This window comes from Mesorhizobium sp. BE184, from assembly GCF_031457045.1.
GTDB lineage: Bacteria > Pseudomonadota > Alphaproteobacteria > Rhizobiales > Rhizobiaceae > Mesorhizobium.
The window spans coordinates 956154-971397 of sequence record NZ_JAVDVU010000002.1 but is presented as its reverse complement, the minus strand read 5'-3'; the positions used below and the strand labels follow the sequence as shown (position 1 = coordinate 971397).

The 15244-nt window shown below is 63.5% G+C and carries 15 protein-coding genes; 7 read left to right on the top strand and 8 right to left on the bottom strand.

What is annotated here, in order from left to right; all coding sequences use genetic code 11:
* Positions 1-18: 18 nt before the first annotated feature.
* Positions 19-1233 carry a GGDEF domain-containing protein gene (locus J2X35_RS12765; RefSeq protein ID WP_310185869.1) on the top strand — a complete coding sequence of 405 codons (1215 nt, stop codon included), beginning with the start codon at positions 19-21 and terminating at the stop codon, positions 1231-1233.
* Here J2X35_RS12765 and J2X35_RS12760 read toward each other — a convergent pair.
* Positions 1217-1534 carry a hypothetical protein gene (locus J2X35_RS12760; RefSeq protein ID WP_405023223.1) on the bottom strand — a complete coding sequence of 106 codons (318 nt, stop codon included), beginning with the start codon at positions 1532-1534 and terminating at the stop codon, positions 1217-1219. The two genes, J2X35_RS12765 and J2X35_RS12760, sit on opposite strands and share 17 nt — an antisense overlap.
* Positions 1535-1960: 426 nt before the next feature.
* On the opposite strand from J2X35_RS12760, the gene J2X35_RS12755 reads away from it, so the two are divergent.
* From J2X35_RS12755 to J2X35_RS12730, 6 genes are all read left to right on the top strand, one after another.
* Positions 1961-2146, top strand: coding sequence for a hypothetical protein (locus J2X35_RS12755; RefSeq protein WP_310185865.1), 186 nt, complete (start codon positions 1961-1963; stop codon positions 2144-2146).
* A gap of 251 nt (positions 2147-2397) precedes the next feature.
* Positions 2398-2820 (top strand): succinate dehydrogenase, cytochrome b556 subunit, encoded by a 423-nt coding sequence (sdhC, locus tag J2X35_RS12750; protein WP_310185862.1) that lies wholly within the window; start codon positions 2398-2400, stop codon positions 2818-2820.
* Complete coding sequence (gene sdhD / locus J2X35_RS12745; RefSeq protein WP_310185860.1) at positions 2817-3200, top strand: succinate dehydrogenase, hydrophobic membrane anchor protein; 384 nt, start codon at positions 2817-2819, stop codon at positions 3198-3200. The genes sdhC and sdhD overlap by 4 nt, the downstream gene beginning before the upstream one ends.
* Positions 3201-3203: 3 nt before the next feature.
* Positions 3204-5039 (top strand): succinate dehydrogenase flavoprotein subunit, encoded by a 1836-nt coding sequence (gene sdhA / locus J2X35_RS12740; protein ID WP_310185858.1) that lies wholly within the window; start codon positions 3204-3206, stop codon positions 5037-5039.
* Between the two features lie 10 nt (positions 5040-5049).
* Positions 5050-5829 carry a succinate dehydrogenase iron-sulfur subunit gene (locus J2X35_RS12735; protein WP_056113070.1) on the top strand — a complete coding sequence of 260 codons (780 nt, stop codon included), beginning with the start codon at positions 5050-5052 and terminating at the stop codon, positions 5827-5829.
* Positions 5830-5892: 63 nt separating this feature from the next.
* Entirely contained in the window at positions 5893-6525 is a 633-nt protein-coding gene (locus J2X35_RS12730) for a DUF480 domain-containing protein (RefSeq protein WP_310185856.1), read from the top strand.
* A 73-nt stretch (positions 6526-6598) separates the two neighbouring features.
* On the opposite strand, the gene lpdA is transcribed toward J2X35_RS12730, so the two are convergent.
* The 7 genes from lpdA to J2X35_RS12695 all read right to left on the bottom strand — a co-directional run bounded on the left by lpdA (position 6599) and on the right by J2X35_RS12695 (position 15226).
* Positions 6599-8002 carry a dihydrolipoyl dehydrogenase gene (gene lpdA / locus J2X35_RS12725; protein WP_310185853.1) on the bottom strand — a complete coding sequence of 468 codons (1404 nt, stop codon included), beginning with the start codon at positions 8000-8002 and terminating at the stop codon, positions 6599-6601.
* Between the two features lie 32 nt (positions 8003-8034).
* On the bottom strand, positions 8035-8787 hold the full coding sequence (locus J2X35_RS12720) for an SDR family oxidoreductase (RefSeq protein WP_310185851.1): 753 nt from the start codon (positions 8785-8787) through the stop codon (positions 8035-8037).
* Positions 8784-9251: a hypothetical protein gene (locus J2X35_RS12715; protein WP_310185849.1), complete on the bottom strand. Its 468-nt coding sequence runs from the start codon at positions 9249-9251 to the stop codon at positions 8784-8786. The genes J2X35_RS12720 and J2X35_RS12715 overlap by 4 nt, the downstream gene beginning before the upstream one ends.
* Positions 9252-9339: 88 nt before the next feature.
* Positions 9340-10674 carry a 2-oxoglutarate dehydrogenase complex dihydrolipoyllysine-residue succinyltransferase gene (gene odhB / locus J2X35_RS12710; protein WP_310185846.1) on the bottom strand — a complete coding sequence of 445 codons (1335 nt, stop codon included), beginning with the start codon at positions 10672-10674 and terminating at the stop codon, positions 9340-9342.
* A 43-nt stretch (positions 10675-10717) separates the two neighbouring features.
* Positions 10718-13705 carry a 2-oxoglutarate dehydrogenase E1 component gene (locus J2X35_RS12705; RefSeq protein WP_056113084.1) on the bottom strand — a complete coding sequence of 996 codons (2988 nt, stop codon included), beginning with the start codon at positions 13703-13705 and terminating at the stop codon, positions 10718-10720.
* A gap of 108 nt (positions 13706-13813) precedes the next feature.
* On the bottom strand, positions 13814-14716 hold the full coding sequence (gene sucD / locus J2X35_RS12700; RefSeq protein ID WP_056113087.1) for a succinate--CoA ligase subunit alpha: 903 nt from the start codon (positions 14714-14716) through the stop codon (positions 13814-13816).
* 15 nt (positions 14717-14731) lie between these two features.
* Complete coding sequence (locus J2X35_RS12695) at positions 14732-15226, bottom strand: DUF1579 family protein (protein WP_310185844.1); 495 nt, start codon at positions 15224-15226, stop codon at positions 14732-14734.
* Between the last annotated feature and the right edge of the window lie 18 nt (positions 15227-15244).

Sequence of the window (15244 nt, the reverse complement as noted above, 5' to 3'; positions counted from 1 at the left end):
CACACGCGTGGAACGACGATGAGCGGAGCAAACTTCATCCTGGCGATCAACATGGTCGTTGCCGGCCTGCTGGCCGCGGCGTTCCTGGCGATTGCCGTTCAGGATGCAAGGCGCATAGCGGCGCGATGGATGGCCGCCAGCTATTGCATCGGCATCGTCTATCTCCTGATCGAACTCTCGATCCAGTCCTTCACCGACGCGCGCTGGCCGGTGGTGGCCGCCTTCGCCGTCCTGCTGGTCGCGACGATCGTCTTCAACACCGGTCTCGCCCGCAAATACGACGTCGCGCCACCCTGGCGCTCCATGCTGGCCTTCCTCGTGTTCGCCAGCGCCGCCGTCTATCTGGTTCAGGATCTGCCGCGGCAATCGCTGGCGAGGATGATGGCCTATCAACTGCCTTATGCCGCGATGCAGCTGATCGGCCTCGGCATCGTCTGGTCGTCGCCGCACCGGAAGGAGGCGCTGGATCGCATCCTCATGGGCGTTCTCGCCGCCAGCGCGCTGCAATTTCTGAGCAAGCCCTTCATCGCCCATGCCGTTGGCGGCTGGGGAGCCGATGCGACGGCGTATCTGCAGACCACCTATGCCATGGTTTCCCAGTCCCTCGGCACGGTGTTTTCGATGGCGCTCGCCCTTCTGGTGCTTGTCATCCTCGTGCGGGACACGCTGACGGAGGCAGCGTCGCGCTCCGACACCGATTCGCTTTCGCTGCTGCTCAATCGCGGCGGCTTCGAACGCCGGGCCGGGGCCGTGCTTTCAGGCGCGGTGCGCCGCGGCATATCCGTGTCGCTGGTGATCGCCGATCTCGATCATTTCAAGTCGATCAACGATAGTTTCGGCCATGCCTGCGGAGACAAGGTTATCGAGACCTTCGCCAGTTTCCTGCACGAAGCCAGCGTCGAACGCCATGTCGCCGGACGCATCGGCGGCGAGGAATTCGCCATTCTTCTGGTTGGCACCAATCTGGCCGGCGCCCGGCTGCTGGCCGAAGGCACCCGCAGCGCTTTCGGCGCGCTCCCGGTGGAGGGTCTGCCCCGCGACTATCGCTGTACTGCAAGCTTCGGCGTCGCCGAACTGACGCCGTATGAAAGCTTTGCCGAACTGATGCAGCGGGCGGATCACGCGCTCTATGAGGCGAAGAAGGGCGGCCGCGATCAGGTGCGTGTTTCGGCCGTTTCCTCGATCATCTCGACCGGCGCAAGATCCGGACGCGACTTCAACGGCAAGGGCTGATCTGCGGCATCTCCCCGTCTGAAAGACCGTACATGTAGCTGCGGCCCTTCACCAGGACGGGAGGCCGGTAGCAGTCGCGCTCCGAGGTGGCGTCCGGCTCGCTGGAATAGACGACCTCCGGCTGGCCGGCGCCGGTATAGCGCGACAATTCCTTCGCCATCGCGCCTTCGCCGACAAGGATGCGCTTGTAGCCGGCAGCGCTTTCCACCACCAGATTGCCGAACGAATCGGCATAGACGTGATCCCGCTCGCGCGCCGAGGCGGATTGAAGGCTTGCGCAAAGCGCCAGAACGGCAAGCATTCCGAAACGAAGCAAATGTGTCGAACGCATTGAGCGTCCTCCCTGATAAGAACGTGCCGCCTCGATTCGCCAAATTAACCTTTTCTTAACCTTTGTTAAGAGGCGCGTGCCTCAACCAGGCCTGCCTTCAGCAAACATGGTTAACGTCGTAGTTTCGGTCAGCCGAGCCAGCCATTTCTTGCGTTTGTCCGCCAGGACCAGCTAAGTTCTGCGGCAGGAGAATAGAAAATGGCGTCATGCCAATTCCATCGGACGATACTTGCCGTCCTCCCGCTCGTTGCTGTTTCAGCCTGTGTTTCCCAGCCCGGGACGCCACAAGCCGGCGCTTCCCGTCCGGGCCCGTCAGCAGCGCCGCCAGGGGCTCACGTCGAAACCGATCCGGCGCAGCCGCGCGTTGCGACCTACACTTGCGCCGATGGCGGCAGAATGACGGTCGAAAACCTCGGCGGGTCTGTGCGCGTCGTCGGGTCGGATGGCATGAGCGAGGAACTGCCCGCCTCGCCCTCCAATCAGAACAGCCGTTTCGGGTTTGAGCACGACGCTATCGTCATCGACGGCAGCGAGGCGCTGGTCATGAAGGGCGGCTCGTCTCCCATGGCTTGCAAGCGCTGATTTTTGGTGGAAGTGACACTTTCCGATGGGCCAGCCCGGGCCTGAAACCGGTCGGCAAGGATACCCTCACCGGCTTCAATCGTTTGAAGCGGCGCATGCGGGATTTCTCAGACTAAATGACTTTTCCAAAACGGTTTTCCGGCTTTGACGCAGTGCAAAAAGAGTTCTAGAAACGCGCTGTCCGAAGTCGCAACCGGAATGGCCGTGCCGTTTTCTGAGTTGCATTCATGGGCGTCGATTCTGGGGGAGCCATGAGCCAATCACCAGCCACCCAAGCGCCGATCCGCCGTGAGAGGCCGCTTTCACCGCACCTGACGGTCTATCGCTGGCCGATCACCATGACGGTGTCGATCGTTCACCGCATCACCGGCGGCGCGCTCTATGTCGGCACGCTGCTGGTTGCATGGTGGCTGCTGGCTGCGGCGACCTCCGAACAGCAATTCTCCTTCATCGACGGCATCGTCGGCTCCTGGTTCGGCCGACTGGTTCTGTTCGGCTACACCTGGGCGATTTTCCAGCATCTGCTCGGCGGCGTCCGCCACCTGATCTGGGATACCGGGGCCGGTCTGGAAAAGCATACCGCTTCACGTCTTGCCTGGCTGACCGTCATCGCTTCGGTGGTGCTGACCCTGGCGCTGTGGGCGCTCTATTTCTTCGTCGGGAGCGCCACATGAACGACTTTCGAACCCCCCTCAACCGCGTCCGCGGACTGGGCTCCGCTAGGGAAGGCACCGGCCATTTCTGGCGTCAGCGCCTGTCCTCCATCGCGCTTCTTCCCTTGTCCTTCTTTGTCGTCGGCTGGATCGTCTCGCTGCGCGGCGCCGGCTTCGCCGAAGTGCGCGCCTCGCTGGCGCAGCCGCTGGTGACGCTGGTGGTGGCGTTGTTCCTCGTCATCGGCCTCGACCACATGCGCCTCGGCATGAAGGAAATCATCGAGGACTACGCGCACCATGAAGGCAGCAAGCTTGCCCTGATGGTGCTCAACACCTTCTTCACGGTAGCGGTCGGCGTCGTCTCCATCTTCGCCCTGCTCAAGCTCGCATTCGGAGGCTGAGCCTTGGCAACTGAAACGAAAACGGCCGGCAATTCCGCCTATACCTATGTCGACCATAAATTCGACGTCGTCGTCGTCGGCGCCGGCGGCGCCGGCCTGCGCGCCACCCTCGGCATGGCCGAACAGGGGCTGCGCACGGCCTGCATCACCAAGGTCTTCCCGACCCGTTCGCACACCGTCGCGGCGCAGGGCGGCATCGCCGCCTCGCTCGCCAATATGGGCCCCGACAACTGGCAGTGGCACCTTTACGACACCGTGAAGGGTTCCGACTGGCTGGGCGACGTCGATGCCATGGAATACCTCGTGCGCGAGGCGCCGGCCGCTGTCTACGAGCTCGAGCACTATGGCGTGCCCTTCTCGCGCACCGAGGAAGGAAAGATCTACCAGCGTCCGTTCGGCGGCCACATGACCCAGTTCGGCGACGGCCCGCCGGTGCAGCGCACCTGCGCCGCGGCCGACCGCACAGGCCACGCCATCCTGCATACGCTTTACGGCCAGTCGCTGAAGAACAACGCCCAGTTCTTCATCGAGTACTTCGCCCTCGACCTGATCATGGAGCCCGACGGCACCTGCACCGGCGTCGTCGCCTGGAACCTCGATGACGGCACCATCCATCGCTTTTCCGCCAAGACGGTGGTGCTGGCGACCGGAGGCTACGGCCGTGCCTATTTCACAGCCACCTCCGCCCACACCTGCACCGGCGATGGCGGCGGCATGGCGGCCCGCGCGGGACTGCCCCTGCAGGACATGGAGTTCGTCCAGTTCCACCCGACCGGCATCTACGGCGCCGGCTGCCTCATCACCGAGGGCGCCCGTGGCGAAGGCGGCTATCTGGTCAATTCAGAAGGCGAACGCTTCATGGAGCGTTATGCGCCCTCGGCCAAGGACCTCGCTTCGCGGGACGTCGTCTCGCGCTGCATGACGCTGGAAATCCGCGAGGGCCGCGGCGTCGGCAAGCTCAAGGACCACATCTACCTGCACCTTGACCATCTCGACCCGGCCGTGCTGCATGAGCGGCTGCCCGGAATTTCCGAATCGGCCAAGATCTTCGCCGGCGTCGATCTGACCAAGGAGCCGATCCCGGTCTCGCCGACGGTTCACTACAATATGGGCGGCGTGCCGACCAACTTCTGGGGCGAGGTGCTGAACCCGACCGCCGGTGAACCCGACCGTATCTCGCCCGGCCTGATGGCTGTTGGCGAGGCAGGCTGCGCTTCCGTTCACGGCGCCAACCGGCTCGGCTCCAACTCGCTCATCGACCTTGTCGTCTTCGGCCGCGCCGCCGCCATCCGCGCCGGTCAGGTCATCGACCGCAAATCGGCGATTCCCTCGCCGAACCAGGCGTCTGTCGATGCGATCATGGACCGTTTCGACAGACTTCGTCACGCCAACGGCCCGATCCCCACCGCGGTGCTGCGCGACAAGATGCAGCGCACCATGCAGGAGGACGCCGCGGTGTTCCGTACTGAGGAATCGCTGCAGAATGGCTGCAAGCGCATTTCGGAGATCTGGAGCGAGTTGAAGGACATCAAGGTCTATGACCGCTCGATGATCTGGAATTCCGATCTGGTCGAGACGCTGGAGCTGGAGAATTTGATGGCCAACGCGATTACCACCGTCTACGGCGCCGAAGCCCGCAAGGAGAGCCGCGGCGCCCAGGCGCGCGAGGATTATCCCGACCGCGACGACGTCAACTGGCGCAAGCACACGCTGGCCTGGCTTTCTGCCGACGGCAAGGTGACGCTGGGCTATCGCCCGGTCCACACCGAAACCGTGCTGCCGCAGTCCGAAGGCGGCATCGACCCGAAGAAGATCGCGCCCAAGGCGCGGGTTTATTGAGGATCGCACCATGGTCGAACTGACCCTTCCCAAGAACTCGCAGATCAGGCAGGGCAAAACCTGGCCGAAGCCGGACGGCGCGACCAATCTGCGCGAATACCGCATCTATCGCTGGTCGCCGGACGACGACGAGAACCCCAGCATCGATACCTATTTCGTCGACATGGACGATTGCGGGCCGATGGTCCTCGACGCCCTGCTCTGGATCAAGAACAAGATCGATCCGACGCTGACGCTTCGCCGTTCCTGCCGCGAGGGCATCTGCGGTTCCTGCGCCATGAACATCGACGGGTCCAACACGCTCGCCTGCACCAAGGGCTGCGACGACATTTCCGGCGCCGTGAAGGTCTATCCGCTGCCGCACATGCCCGTGGTCAAGGACCTCGTGCCCGACCTCACCAATTTCTACGCCCAGCACCGCTCCATCGAGCCATGGCTGAAGACGGTTTCGCCCGAGCCGGCCAAGGAATGGCTGCAAAGCCATGAGGACCGGCAGAAGCTGGACGGGCTCTACGAGTGCATCCTGTGCGCCTGCTGCTCCACCTCCTGCCCGAGCTACTGGTGGAACGGCGACCGCTATCTCGGCCCGGCGACGCTGCTGCAGGCCTATCGCTGGCTGATCGATTCGCGCGACGAGGCGACCGGCGAGCGGCTCGACAATCTCGAAGACCCGTTCCGGCTCTATCGCTGCCACACCATCATGAACTGCGCGCAGACCTGCCCCAAAGGCCTGAACCCGGCCAAGGCGATCGCCGAGATCAAGAAGATGATGGTGGAACGGCGGGTTTAAGCCGCGATCGTCTGGTATTTAGGCGCCGCGGCTAGCACGCCGCGAGCCTGAGAGCAGCAAACTATGACCGAAGACCTCCCTCACCTCTCTCCGGCCGAAGCGCGCATCCTCGGCTGCCTGATCGAAAAGAAGGAGCTGACGCCGGACGTCTATCCGATGACGTCGAACGCGCTGGTCGCCGCCGCGAATCAGAAGACAGCGCGCGAGCCGGTCATGGCGCTCGACATGGCGGACATCAACCGGGCGCTCGGCACGCTGCAATCGAAGGGACTGGTGCGGCAGGTCTTCGCCTCGCGCGTCGAACGCTACGAGCATCAGATGGCGCAGAAATTCTCGCTGACGCGCGGCCAGACCGCCCTTGTCGGCCTGCTTCTGCTGCGTGGGTCGCAGACGGTGCATGAATTGTTGGCGCGCAGCGAACGGCTGGCGCAGTTCGCCGATGCCGATGCGGTGCGCGGCGAACTCGACATGCTTATCGGACGCCGGCCGCCGCTGGTGCAGGATATCGGCCGCGCGCCCGGCCAGCGCGAGGAGCGCTTCGCCCATCTGCTCGCCGGCCCGGTCGAAGCGGCAGCCGCGATTGAGCCTTTCAAGGCCTCGCCAGTTGCAAACTCAGGTCTCGAATCCCGCGTCGCGGCGCTGGAAGCCGAAGTCGCGGAACTGCGTGCGATTGTCGAGGCCATCACACGCGCGTAGCGCATCGTTACGGTCCCGAATCGAGCAGTGTGAAAATTCACTTCACAGGCCAGGTCTTCGAGCCGTGGCCCTCTCAGATATGAATCGGCTTGAAGAACGTCGCCAGAGCCGCTTCCTTAACCACTTCCGAAATGGTCGGGTGCGCATGGCAGGTGCGGGCAAGATCTTCCGACGAACCACCAAACTCCATCAGCACCGCCGCCTCGTGGATCATCTCGCCGGCGCCGAAGCCGACGATGTGAACGCCCAGAACCTTGTCGGTCGTCTTGTCGGCCAGGATTTTGACGAAACCGTCCGTGTGCAGCATGGCGCGCGCCCGGCCATTGGCCGTGAACGGGAACTTGCCGGCCTTGTACTCGATGCCGGCCTTCTTCAACTCCTCCTCGGTCTTGCCGACCGAAGCAATCTCCGGGCTGGTGTAGACGACGCTCGGGATCACCTCGTAGTTCACATGCCCGGCCTGCCCGGCGATGGTTTCCGCCACCGCCACGCCCTCGTCCTCGGCCTTGTGCGCCAGCATCGGCCCGGCGATGGCGTCGCCGATCGCCCAGATGCCGGGCACATTGGACTTCCGATGGCCGTCGGTCTTGACCCGTCCGCGCTCATCGACATCGACGCCGGCTTCCTTCAGCCCGAGCCCGTCCGTATAGGCGCGCCTGCCTGTGGCGATCAGCACCACATCGGCATCGATCGTCTCGGCCTCGCCGCCCTTAACCGGCTCGAAGGTGACGCTCGCACCCTTCTTCGCCTTGGCGACGCCGGTGACCTTGGCGCCGAGCTTGAAGTCGAAGCCCTGCTTGGCGAGCAGCCGCTGGAACTGCTTCGATACCTCGCCGTCCATGCCGCCGAGGATCGTGTCGAGGAACTCCACCACCGTCACCTTGGCGCCGAGCCGCGCCCAGACAGAGCCGAGCTCAAGCCCGATGACGCCACCGCCAACCACGACCAGATGGCCCGGCACCTTGTCAAGCGACAGCGCGCCGGTGGACGAGACAATGGTCTTCTCGTCGATATCGACCTTGACGCCGGGAATGCCGGCGACATCCGAGCCGGTGGCGATGACGATGTTCTTCGCCTCGATCTCCTGGCTCTTGCCGTCCTCGCCGGTCACCGAAACCTTGCCGGCGGAAACAACCTTGCCGGTGCCACGGAAGGCATCGATCTTGTTCTTCTTGAACAGGAAGGCGACGCCACCGACATTCGAGGCGACAGTGGCGTCCTTGTGCGCCATCATCTTCTTCAAGTTCAGCTTCGGCGTCACCTCGACGCCCAGCATGTCGAAGGAATGGCCAGCCTCGGCGAACATTTCCGACGCGTGCAGCAATGCCTTGGACGGAATGCAGCCGATGTTGAGGCAGGTGCCGCCGAAGGTCTCGCGCTTTTCCACCACGGCTACCTTGAGGCCAAGCTGCGCCGCCTTGATCGCGCACACATAGCCGCCGGGGCCGGAACCGATCACCACAACATCGTAAGCCATTTCATTTTCCCTTCTTGGTCCGGTCCACGACCTTAGCGCCCGCCGCTGACGTCGAGCAGCGCGCCTGTCGTATAGGAAGCTTCGTCAGAAAGCAGCCACAGTACGGCCGCGGCGATTTCATCGGCGCGGCCTTCCCGCTTCATCGGGATCAGCGCACGCATCCTTTCGATCCTGTCCGGCTGGCCGCCGGAGGCGTGGATCTCGGTATCGATCATGCCCGGCCGCACCGCATTGACGCGAACACCCTCGGTCGCGACTTCCCGGGCAAGCCCCACGGTAAAGGTGTCTATGGCCCCCTTGGACGCGGCATAATCGACATATTCGCCGCTGCTGCCGAGCCTGGCGGCTGCGGAAGACAGACTAACGATGGCGCCGCCCCGACCGCCATGCCGGCTCGACATGCGCTTCACCGCTTCGCGTGCGCACAGGATCGAACCGATGACGTTGATGCGGAACATCCGCTCCAGCCGTTCGCCCGACATCTCGTCGATCCGCGCCTTCTTGTCGACAACGCCGGCATTGTTGACCAGCCCATCCAGCGAGCCGAAATGGGCATCGACGGTTTCGAACAGCCGCATGATGTCAGCCTCGCTGCCGAGATCGGCCTGCACCGCCAAGGCTTTCGCGCCTGTCTCCTCCAGCTCCCGCGACAGACTGTCGGCCGCTTCGCGGTTCGCGACATAGCTGAAGGCGACACGCCAGCCGCGCGCCGCCGCCATGCGCACGATCGCCGCGCCGATGCCGCGCGAGCCGCCGGTCACCAGCAGCGTTTTCGGCGCGTTCATTCCTGGCACCCCTTCAACGCGAAGACGTCCCACGGTAGTTTCGAAAAGCCTTGCGCGCCGTAGGCGGAGGAGTGGCGCAGCGAAGGGCCGAGGTCGGGAAAGATCAGCGTCTTCGGCGCATCGCCCTTCTTCGGCAGCAGGCTGACCACGCCGGTCTCGTCGGCTGCATAGACGACGCCTTGCCATAATGTGCAGGCTTGCAGTTCGGCGCCCGTAACGTCGCCGTCCGGACACTTGTACATCAGAGCCCCATAGGGCCGCTCGACGCCTTCGCTCCACATCACCATGCCGTCGAGCTGGACGCCATTTTCGAGATTCATCCTGAAGGCGTTGGTCACCGTTGCCGACTCCGTCGCTGGCCGGAAGTCGATTCCGGCTGCATCGTCGCGATCACCATACACGGCGAGTTCGACCGGGCAGCCGGCAAGGGCCGCTTGCGCCGTCGAAAGGACCGGGACGGCCATCACCGCGGCCCTGATCAGCCACCCGCTGTGGCCAGGCAACAGTCCGGCTTTGGTAACTGATGCTCCGAGCGAACCCATTCCACTGTGCTTACAGATCCAGCACCAGCCGTTCGGGATCTTCCAGGCTTTCCTTGACCCGCACCAGGAAGGTGACGGCTTCCTTGCCGTCGACGATGCGGTGGTCGTAGGAAAGCGCCAGATACATCATCGGCCGGATCACGATCTGGCCGCCGACGACGACCGGCCGGTCCTGGATCTTGTGCATGCCGAGAATGCCCGACTGCGGCGCGTTGAGGATCGGCGTCGACATGAGCGAACCATAGACGCCGCCATTCGAAATCGTGAAGGTGCCGCCCTGCATGTCGGCGACCGACAGCTTGCCGTCGCGGGCAGCCACGCCAAGCCTTCCGATTTCCTTCTCGATCTCGGCGATCGACATCTGGTCGGCATTGCGGACGACCGGAACGACCAGACCCTTCTCGGTGCCAACGGCAACGCCGATATGGGCATAGTTCTTGAAGATGATATCGGTCGCGTCGATCTCGGCATTGACCGACGGGATTTCCTTCAGCGCATGGGTAACGGCCTTGGTGAAGAAACCCATGAAGCCGAGCTTCACGCCATGCTTCTTCTCGAACACGTCCTTGTATTTGGCGCGCAGATCCATCACCGCCTTCATGTCCACCTCGTTGAAGGTGGTCAGCATGGCGGCGGTCGCCTGCGCTTCCTTCAACCGGCGCGCAATTGTCTGGCGCAGCTTGGTCATGCGCACCCGCTCCTCGCGGCCCGCATCCTCTTCCGAAGTCGGCGTCCGCGCCGCTGCCTGCGCTGCGGGAACTTTCGGCGTTTCGGCGGGCTGCGACGGCGCGCCCTTGGAGATGGCGTCGAGCACGTCGCCCTTCAGCACCTGGCCACGCTTGCCAGAACCCGACACCTGGTCTGCCGAGAGATTGTTCTCGGCAAGCAGCTTGGCGGCGGACGGCGCCGGCGGGGTGTCGCGCGGCTCGACGGGGCTTTCGCCGGCGATCTTGGCCTGCTGGGCGGCTGCCTCCTTCGTGGTGGATGCGGCGGTCGGCGCCGACGCTTGTGCGACTGCCGTTTCCTGCTTGGGGGTAGGCGCTTCACCGGTCTTTTCCGAGGTCTTTTCAGCCGGTTTGGCAGCCGGCTTTTCCGACGCCTTGTCGCTACCAGCGGAGATCGCGCCAAGCACCGCACCGACGCCGACGGTTTCGCCTTCCTGGACGATGATGTCGGACAGCATCCCGGCAGCCGGCGATGGCACTTCGATCGTCACCTTGTCGGTTTCCAGCTCGACCAACGGCTCGTCGGCCGCGACGCTTTCGCCCGCCTTCTTGAACCATTTGCCGACGGTCGCTTCGGTGACGGATTCGCCCAGCGTCGGGACTTTGATTTCGGTGGCCATTGGTTGCTTCCGTTGATTCGAGGTCTATCAGCCGTGGGTCAGGTCAGCCGCCCAGCGCGTCTTCGAGGAAGGCGGCGAGTTGGGCGAGATGTTTCGACATCAGGCCGGTCGCCGGCGATGCTGCTGCAGGACGGCCTGTATACCGCACCCGTTGATGCTTGGCGTCGATATGGGCGAGCACCCATTCGAGATAGGGGTCGATGAACGCCCAGGCGCCCATGTTCTTCGGCTCTTCCTGACACCACACCATCTCGGCATTGCGGAACCGAGACAGTTCGGTGATCAGCGCCTTGGCCGGGAACGGATAGAGCTGTTCGACGCGCAGCAGATAGATGTCGTTGATGCCCCGCTTCTCGCGCTCCTCGTAAAGATCGTAATAGACCTTGCCCGTGCACAGCACGACGCGGCGGATCTTCGAATCCTTGGTGAGCTTGATCGCCTGATCGGGCAGCATCTGCGCATCGTCCCACAGCAGCCGGTGGAAGGCGCTTTCGCCCGACATTTCGGGAAGCGTCGATACCGCCCGCTTGTGGCGCAGCAACGATTTCGGCGTCATCAGGATCAGCGGCTTGCGGAAGTCGCGCTTCAGCTGCCGGCGCAGTATGTGGAAATAGTTAGCCGGCGTCGTGCAGTACGCGACCTGCATGTTGTCCTCGGCGCAAAGCTGCAGGAAACGCTCCAGCCGCGCCGACGAATGCTCCGGGCCCTGTCCTTCATAGCCATGCGGCAACAGGCAGACGAGGCCCGACATGCGCAGCCACTTACGCTCGCCAGACGAGATGAACTGGTCGAACACCACCTGCGCGCCATTGGCGAAATCGCCGAACTGGGCTTCCCACAGCGTCAGCGCCTTGGGTTCAGCGAGCGAATAGCCATATTCGAAGCCGAGCACGGCCTCTTCCGACAGCATCGAGTTGATGACCTCGTAGCCGGCTTGCGCGGCCGAGAGATTGTTCAACGGAATGTAGCGCGTTTCGTCCTTCTGGTCGTACAGCACCGAATGGCGCTGCGAGAAGGTTCCGCGCTCCGAATCCTGGCCCGAAAGACGGACCGGATTGCCGTCGAGGAGGATGGCGCCGAAAGCCAGCGCCTCGGCGGTCGACCAGTCGATGCCTTCGCCCGACTCGATCGCCTGGCGGCGATTGTCGAGAAAGCGGCCGATGGTCTTGTGGACCTCGAAGTCCTTCGGCACCTCGGTCAGCTTCTTGCCGATTTCCTTCAGCGTCTTGACCGGCACGGCGGTCTTGCCGCGGCGCTGCTCGTCCTGATTGTCGGCGCTCCGCAGGCCAGTCCATGCGCCGTCCAGCCAGTCGGCCTTGTTGGGCTTGTAGGACTGGCCGACCTCCCACTCGCTCTCCAGATGCGCGCGCCAGTCGGCCTTCATCTTGTCGAACTCATCCTGGGTGAGGAGCCCTTCCGAGATGAGCCGGTCGGCATAAAGCTGCACCGTCGTCTTGTGCGAGCGAATGTTGCGGTACATGAGGGGCTGCGTGAAGGCAGGCTCGTCGCCCTCATTGTGGCCGAAGCGGCGGTAGCAGAACATGTCCACCACGACCGGCTTGTGGAACTTCATGCGGAATTCGGTCGCGATCTTGGCGGCGTAGACCACGGCTTCCGGGTCGTCGCCATTGGCGTGCAGGATTGGTGCTTCCACCATTTTGGCGACGTCGGAGGGATAGGGCGACGAACGCGAGAAACGCGGATCGGTGGTGAATCCGATCTGGTTGTTGATGATGAAATGCAGCGTTCCAGCGACGCGATGGCCGCGCAGCCCCGACAGGCCGAAGATTTCGGCGATCACGCCCTGGCCCGCAAAGGCGGCGTCGCCATGCAGCAAAAGCGGCATGACCTTGGCGCGCTCTTCCAGCGGCACCAGTTCGCCGCGTGAGCGCCCGAACAGATAATCCTGCTTGGCGCGCGCCTTGCCCATCACCACGGGATTGACGATTTCCAGATGCGAGGGGTTTGCCGTCAGCGAAAGATGCACCTTGTTGCCGTCGAACTCACGATCCGACGAGGCGCCGAGATGGTACTTGACGTCGCCCGAGCCTTCGACGTCGTCGGGAGCGTAGGAGCCGCCCTTGAATTCGTGGAAGACCGCCCGGTGCGGCTTCGACATCACATTGGTCAGCACGTTGAGCCGGCCGCGATGCGCCATGCCGAGCACGACTTCCTGCAAGCCGAGCGAACCGCCCCGCTTCAGGATCTGTTCCAGCGCCGGGATCAGCGATTCGCCGCCGTCGAGGCCGAAACGCTTGGTGCCCTTGTACTTGACGTCGATGAACTGCTCGAACCCCTCGGCCTCGATCAGCTTCGACAGGATCGCCTTCTTGCCCTCCGCCGTGAAGATGATCTCCTTGTCGGCGCCTTCGATGCGCGACTGGATCCAGGCCTTCTCTTCGGGATCGGAAATATGCATGAACTCGACGCCCAGCGTCGAGCAATAGGTGCGGGTGAGGATTTCCAGCATCTGCCGGACGGTGCCGAATTCCAGCCCCAGCACATTGTCGAGGAAGATCGGTCGGTCGTAATCGGCTTCGGTGAAGCCGTAATTCTCCGGCGACAACTCGTTATAGTCCTCGAGCGGCTTGGCGATGCCGAGCGGATCGAGATTGGCGTGCAGGTGCCCGCGCATGCGATAGGCGCGGATCATCATGATGGCGCGCACCGAATCGCGCGTCGCCTGGTGGACGTCGGCGTCGGACATGGTCGCGCCATTGGCAACCGCCTTGTCCTTGACCTTCCTGTCGATGACCTTTTCGACCAGGCCCCAATTGCCGTCGAGCGCCGAAACCAGTTCGCCATTGGCGACGAGCGGCCAGGACGGGCGTTCCCAAGAGGCGCCCTTGGCGTTCCTCTGGACGTCGTTGGAATCGTCCTTCAGCCCGGCGAAGAACTCCTGCCACTGCGGATCGACCGACTGTGGATCCTCCTCATAGGCGGCATAGAGCGCGTCGATGTAGTCGGCATTGCCGCCATAAAGGAAGGAAGTGAGGGAAAACTGGTCGTTGGCCTGATCTTGTCGTGCCATTTTATGTCTGCGGAGCCTTGCTCCGTCTCCTTGTTCCGAGGCAGTCGGTCTCCGGCAGTCGGCAGTCGATAACGCGGTCCCGACTGCCTATTGCCGATTGCCCACTGCCTAGCCCTTTATCGCTTCCACCAGCGTCGTGCCAAGACGCGCCGGCGAGGGCGAAACCTTGATGCCCGCGGCTTCCATCGCCGCGATCTTGTCTTCCGCGCCGCCCTTGCCGCCCGAGATGACCGCGCCGGCATGGCCCATGGTGCGGCCGGCAGGCGCCGTGCGCCCGGCGATGAAGCCTGCCATCGGCTTCGAACGGCCGCGCCTGGCTTCGTCCCGGAGGAACTGCGCGGCGTCTTCCTCGGCCGAGCCGCCGATCTCGCCGATCATGATGATCGACTTTGTCTCGTCGTCGGCGAGGAACATTTCCAAAATATCGATGAACTCCGTGCCCTTGACCGGGTCGCCGCCGATGCCGACAGCGGTGGTCTGGCCGAGGCCGACATTGGTGGTCTGGAAGACTGCTTCATAGGTAAGCGTTCCCGAGCGCGAAACAACGCCAACCGAACCCTTCTTGAAGATCGAACCCGGCATGATGCCGATCTTGCATTCGTCCGGCGTCATGATGCCCGGGCAGTTCGGCCCGAGCAGCCGCGATTTCGACCGGTCGAGCCGCGCCTTGACCCGCACCATGTCCATCACCGGGATGCCTTCGGTAATGCAGACGATGAAGGGGATTTCGGCGTCGATTGCCTCGATGATCGCTTCAGCCGCGCCCGCCGGCGGCACATAGACGACCGAGGCGGTGGCGCCGGTCGCTTCCTTGCCTTCGGCGACGGTGGCGAAGATCGGCAGTTTCTCGCCCTTCGCGCCTTCCCAGGTCTCGCCGCCCTTCTTGGGATGGATGCCACCGACCATCTTGGTGCCGTGATAGGCCAGCGCCTGTTCCGTGTGGAACGTGCCGGTCTTGCCGGTCAGCCCCTGCACCAGGATCTTCGTGTTCTTGTCGACGAGAATGGACATGCCTTACCTTCTTGCTCAGAGGGTGATCGATGAAGACGAAACGCGGCTGAAAGCGCCCTTCGCCATGTCTTGCCAGGTTTCCGAGCCCGCCGGCCGAAATCGCAGTTCGGTACGGTAGCTATCCTGGCTTTCGAGAATATAGGTGATGCGCGCCGCGCCACGGGGCGACGAGCGCTCCAGGACCAATCTATCGCCGTCCCACGATCCGCTGGCCGGGGAAGCCGGGACGAAGCCCATCGAATCGAACGCGTACATCTTGGTCAGCCCGTCCGCCTGGTCGAAACCGAAGACATTGCGCGCGGCGAAGCTTTCCCTGCCGTCGCGCATCTGACGGTAACGCTGGGTGACGAACAGGCCGCCGAAATCGGCTTCCCCAACCGCCTCGGCGCTCGCCGTGCCCGCCGGCGCCCATTGCGTCGCCGACATTTCTTCCACGCCACGCCACGCGCCGACCAGCGCCTGCAGGCGCTGGTGACCGTCGGAAAGGGCAAAGGAAGGCGCCGCGTTCATGTGTCTCTCGCTCCGTCA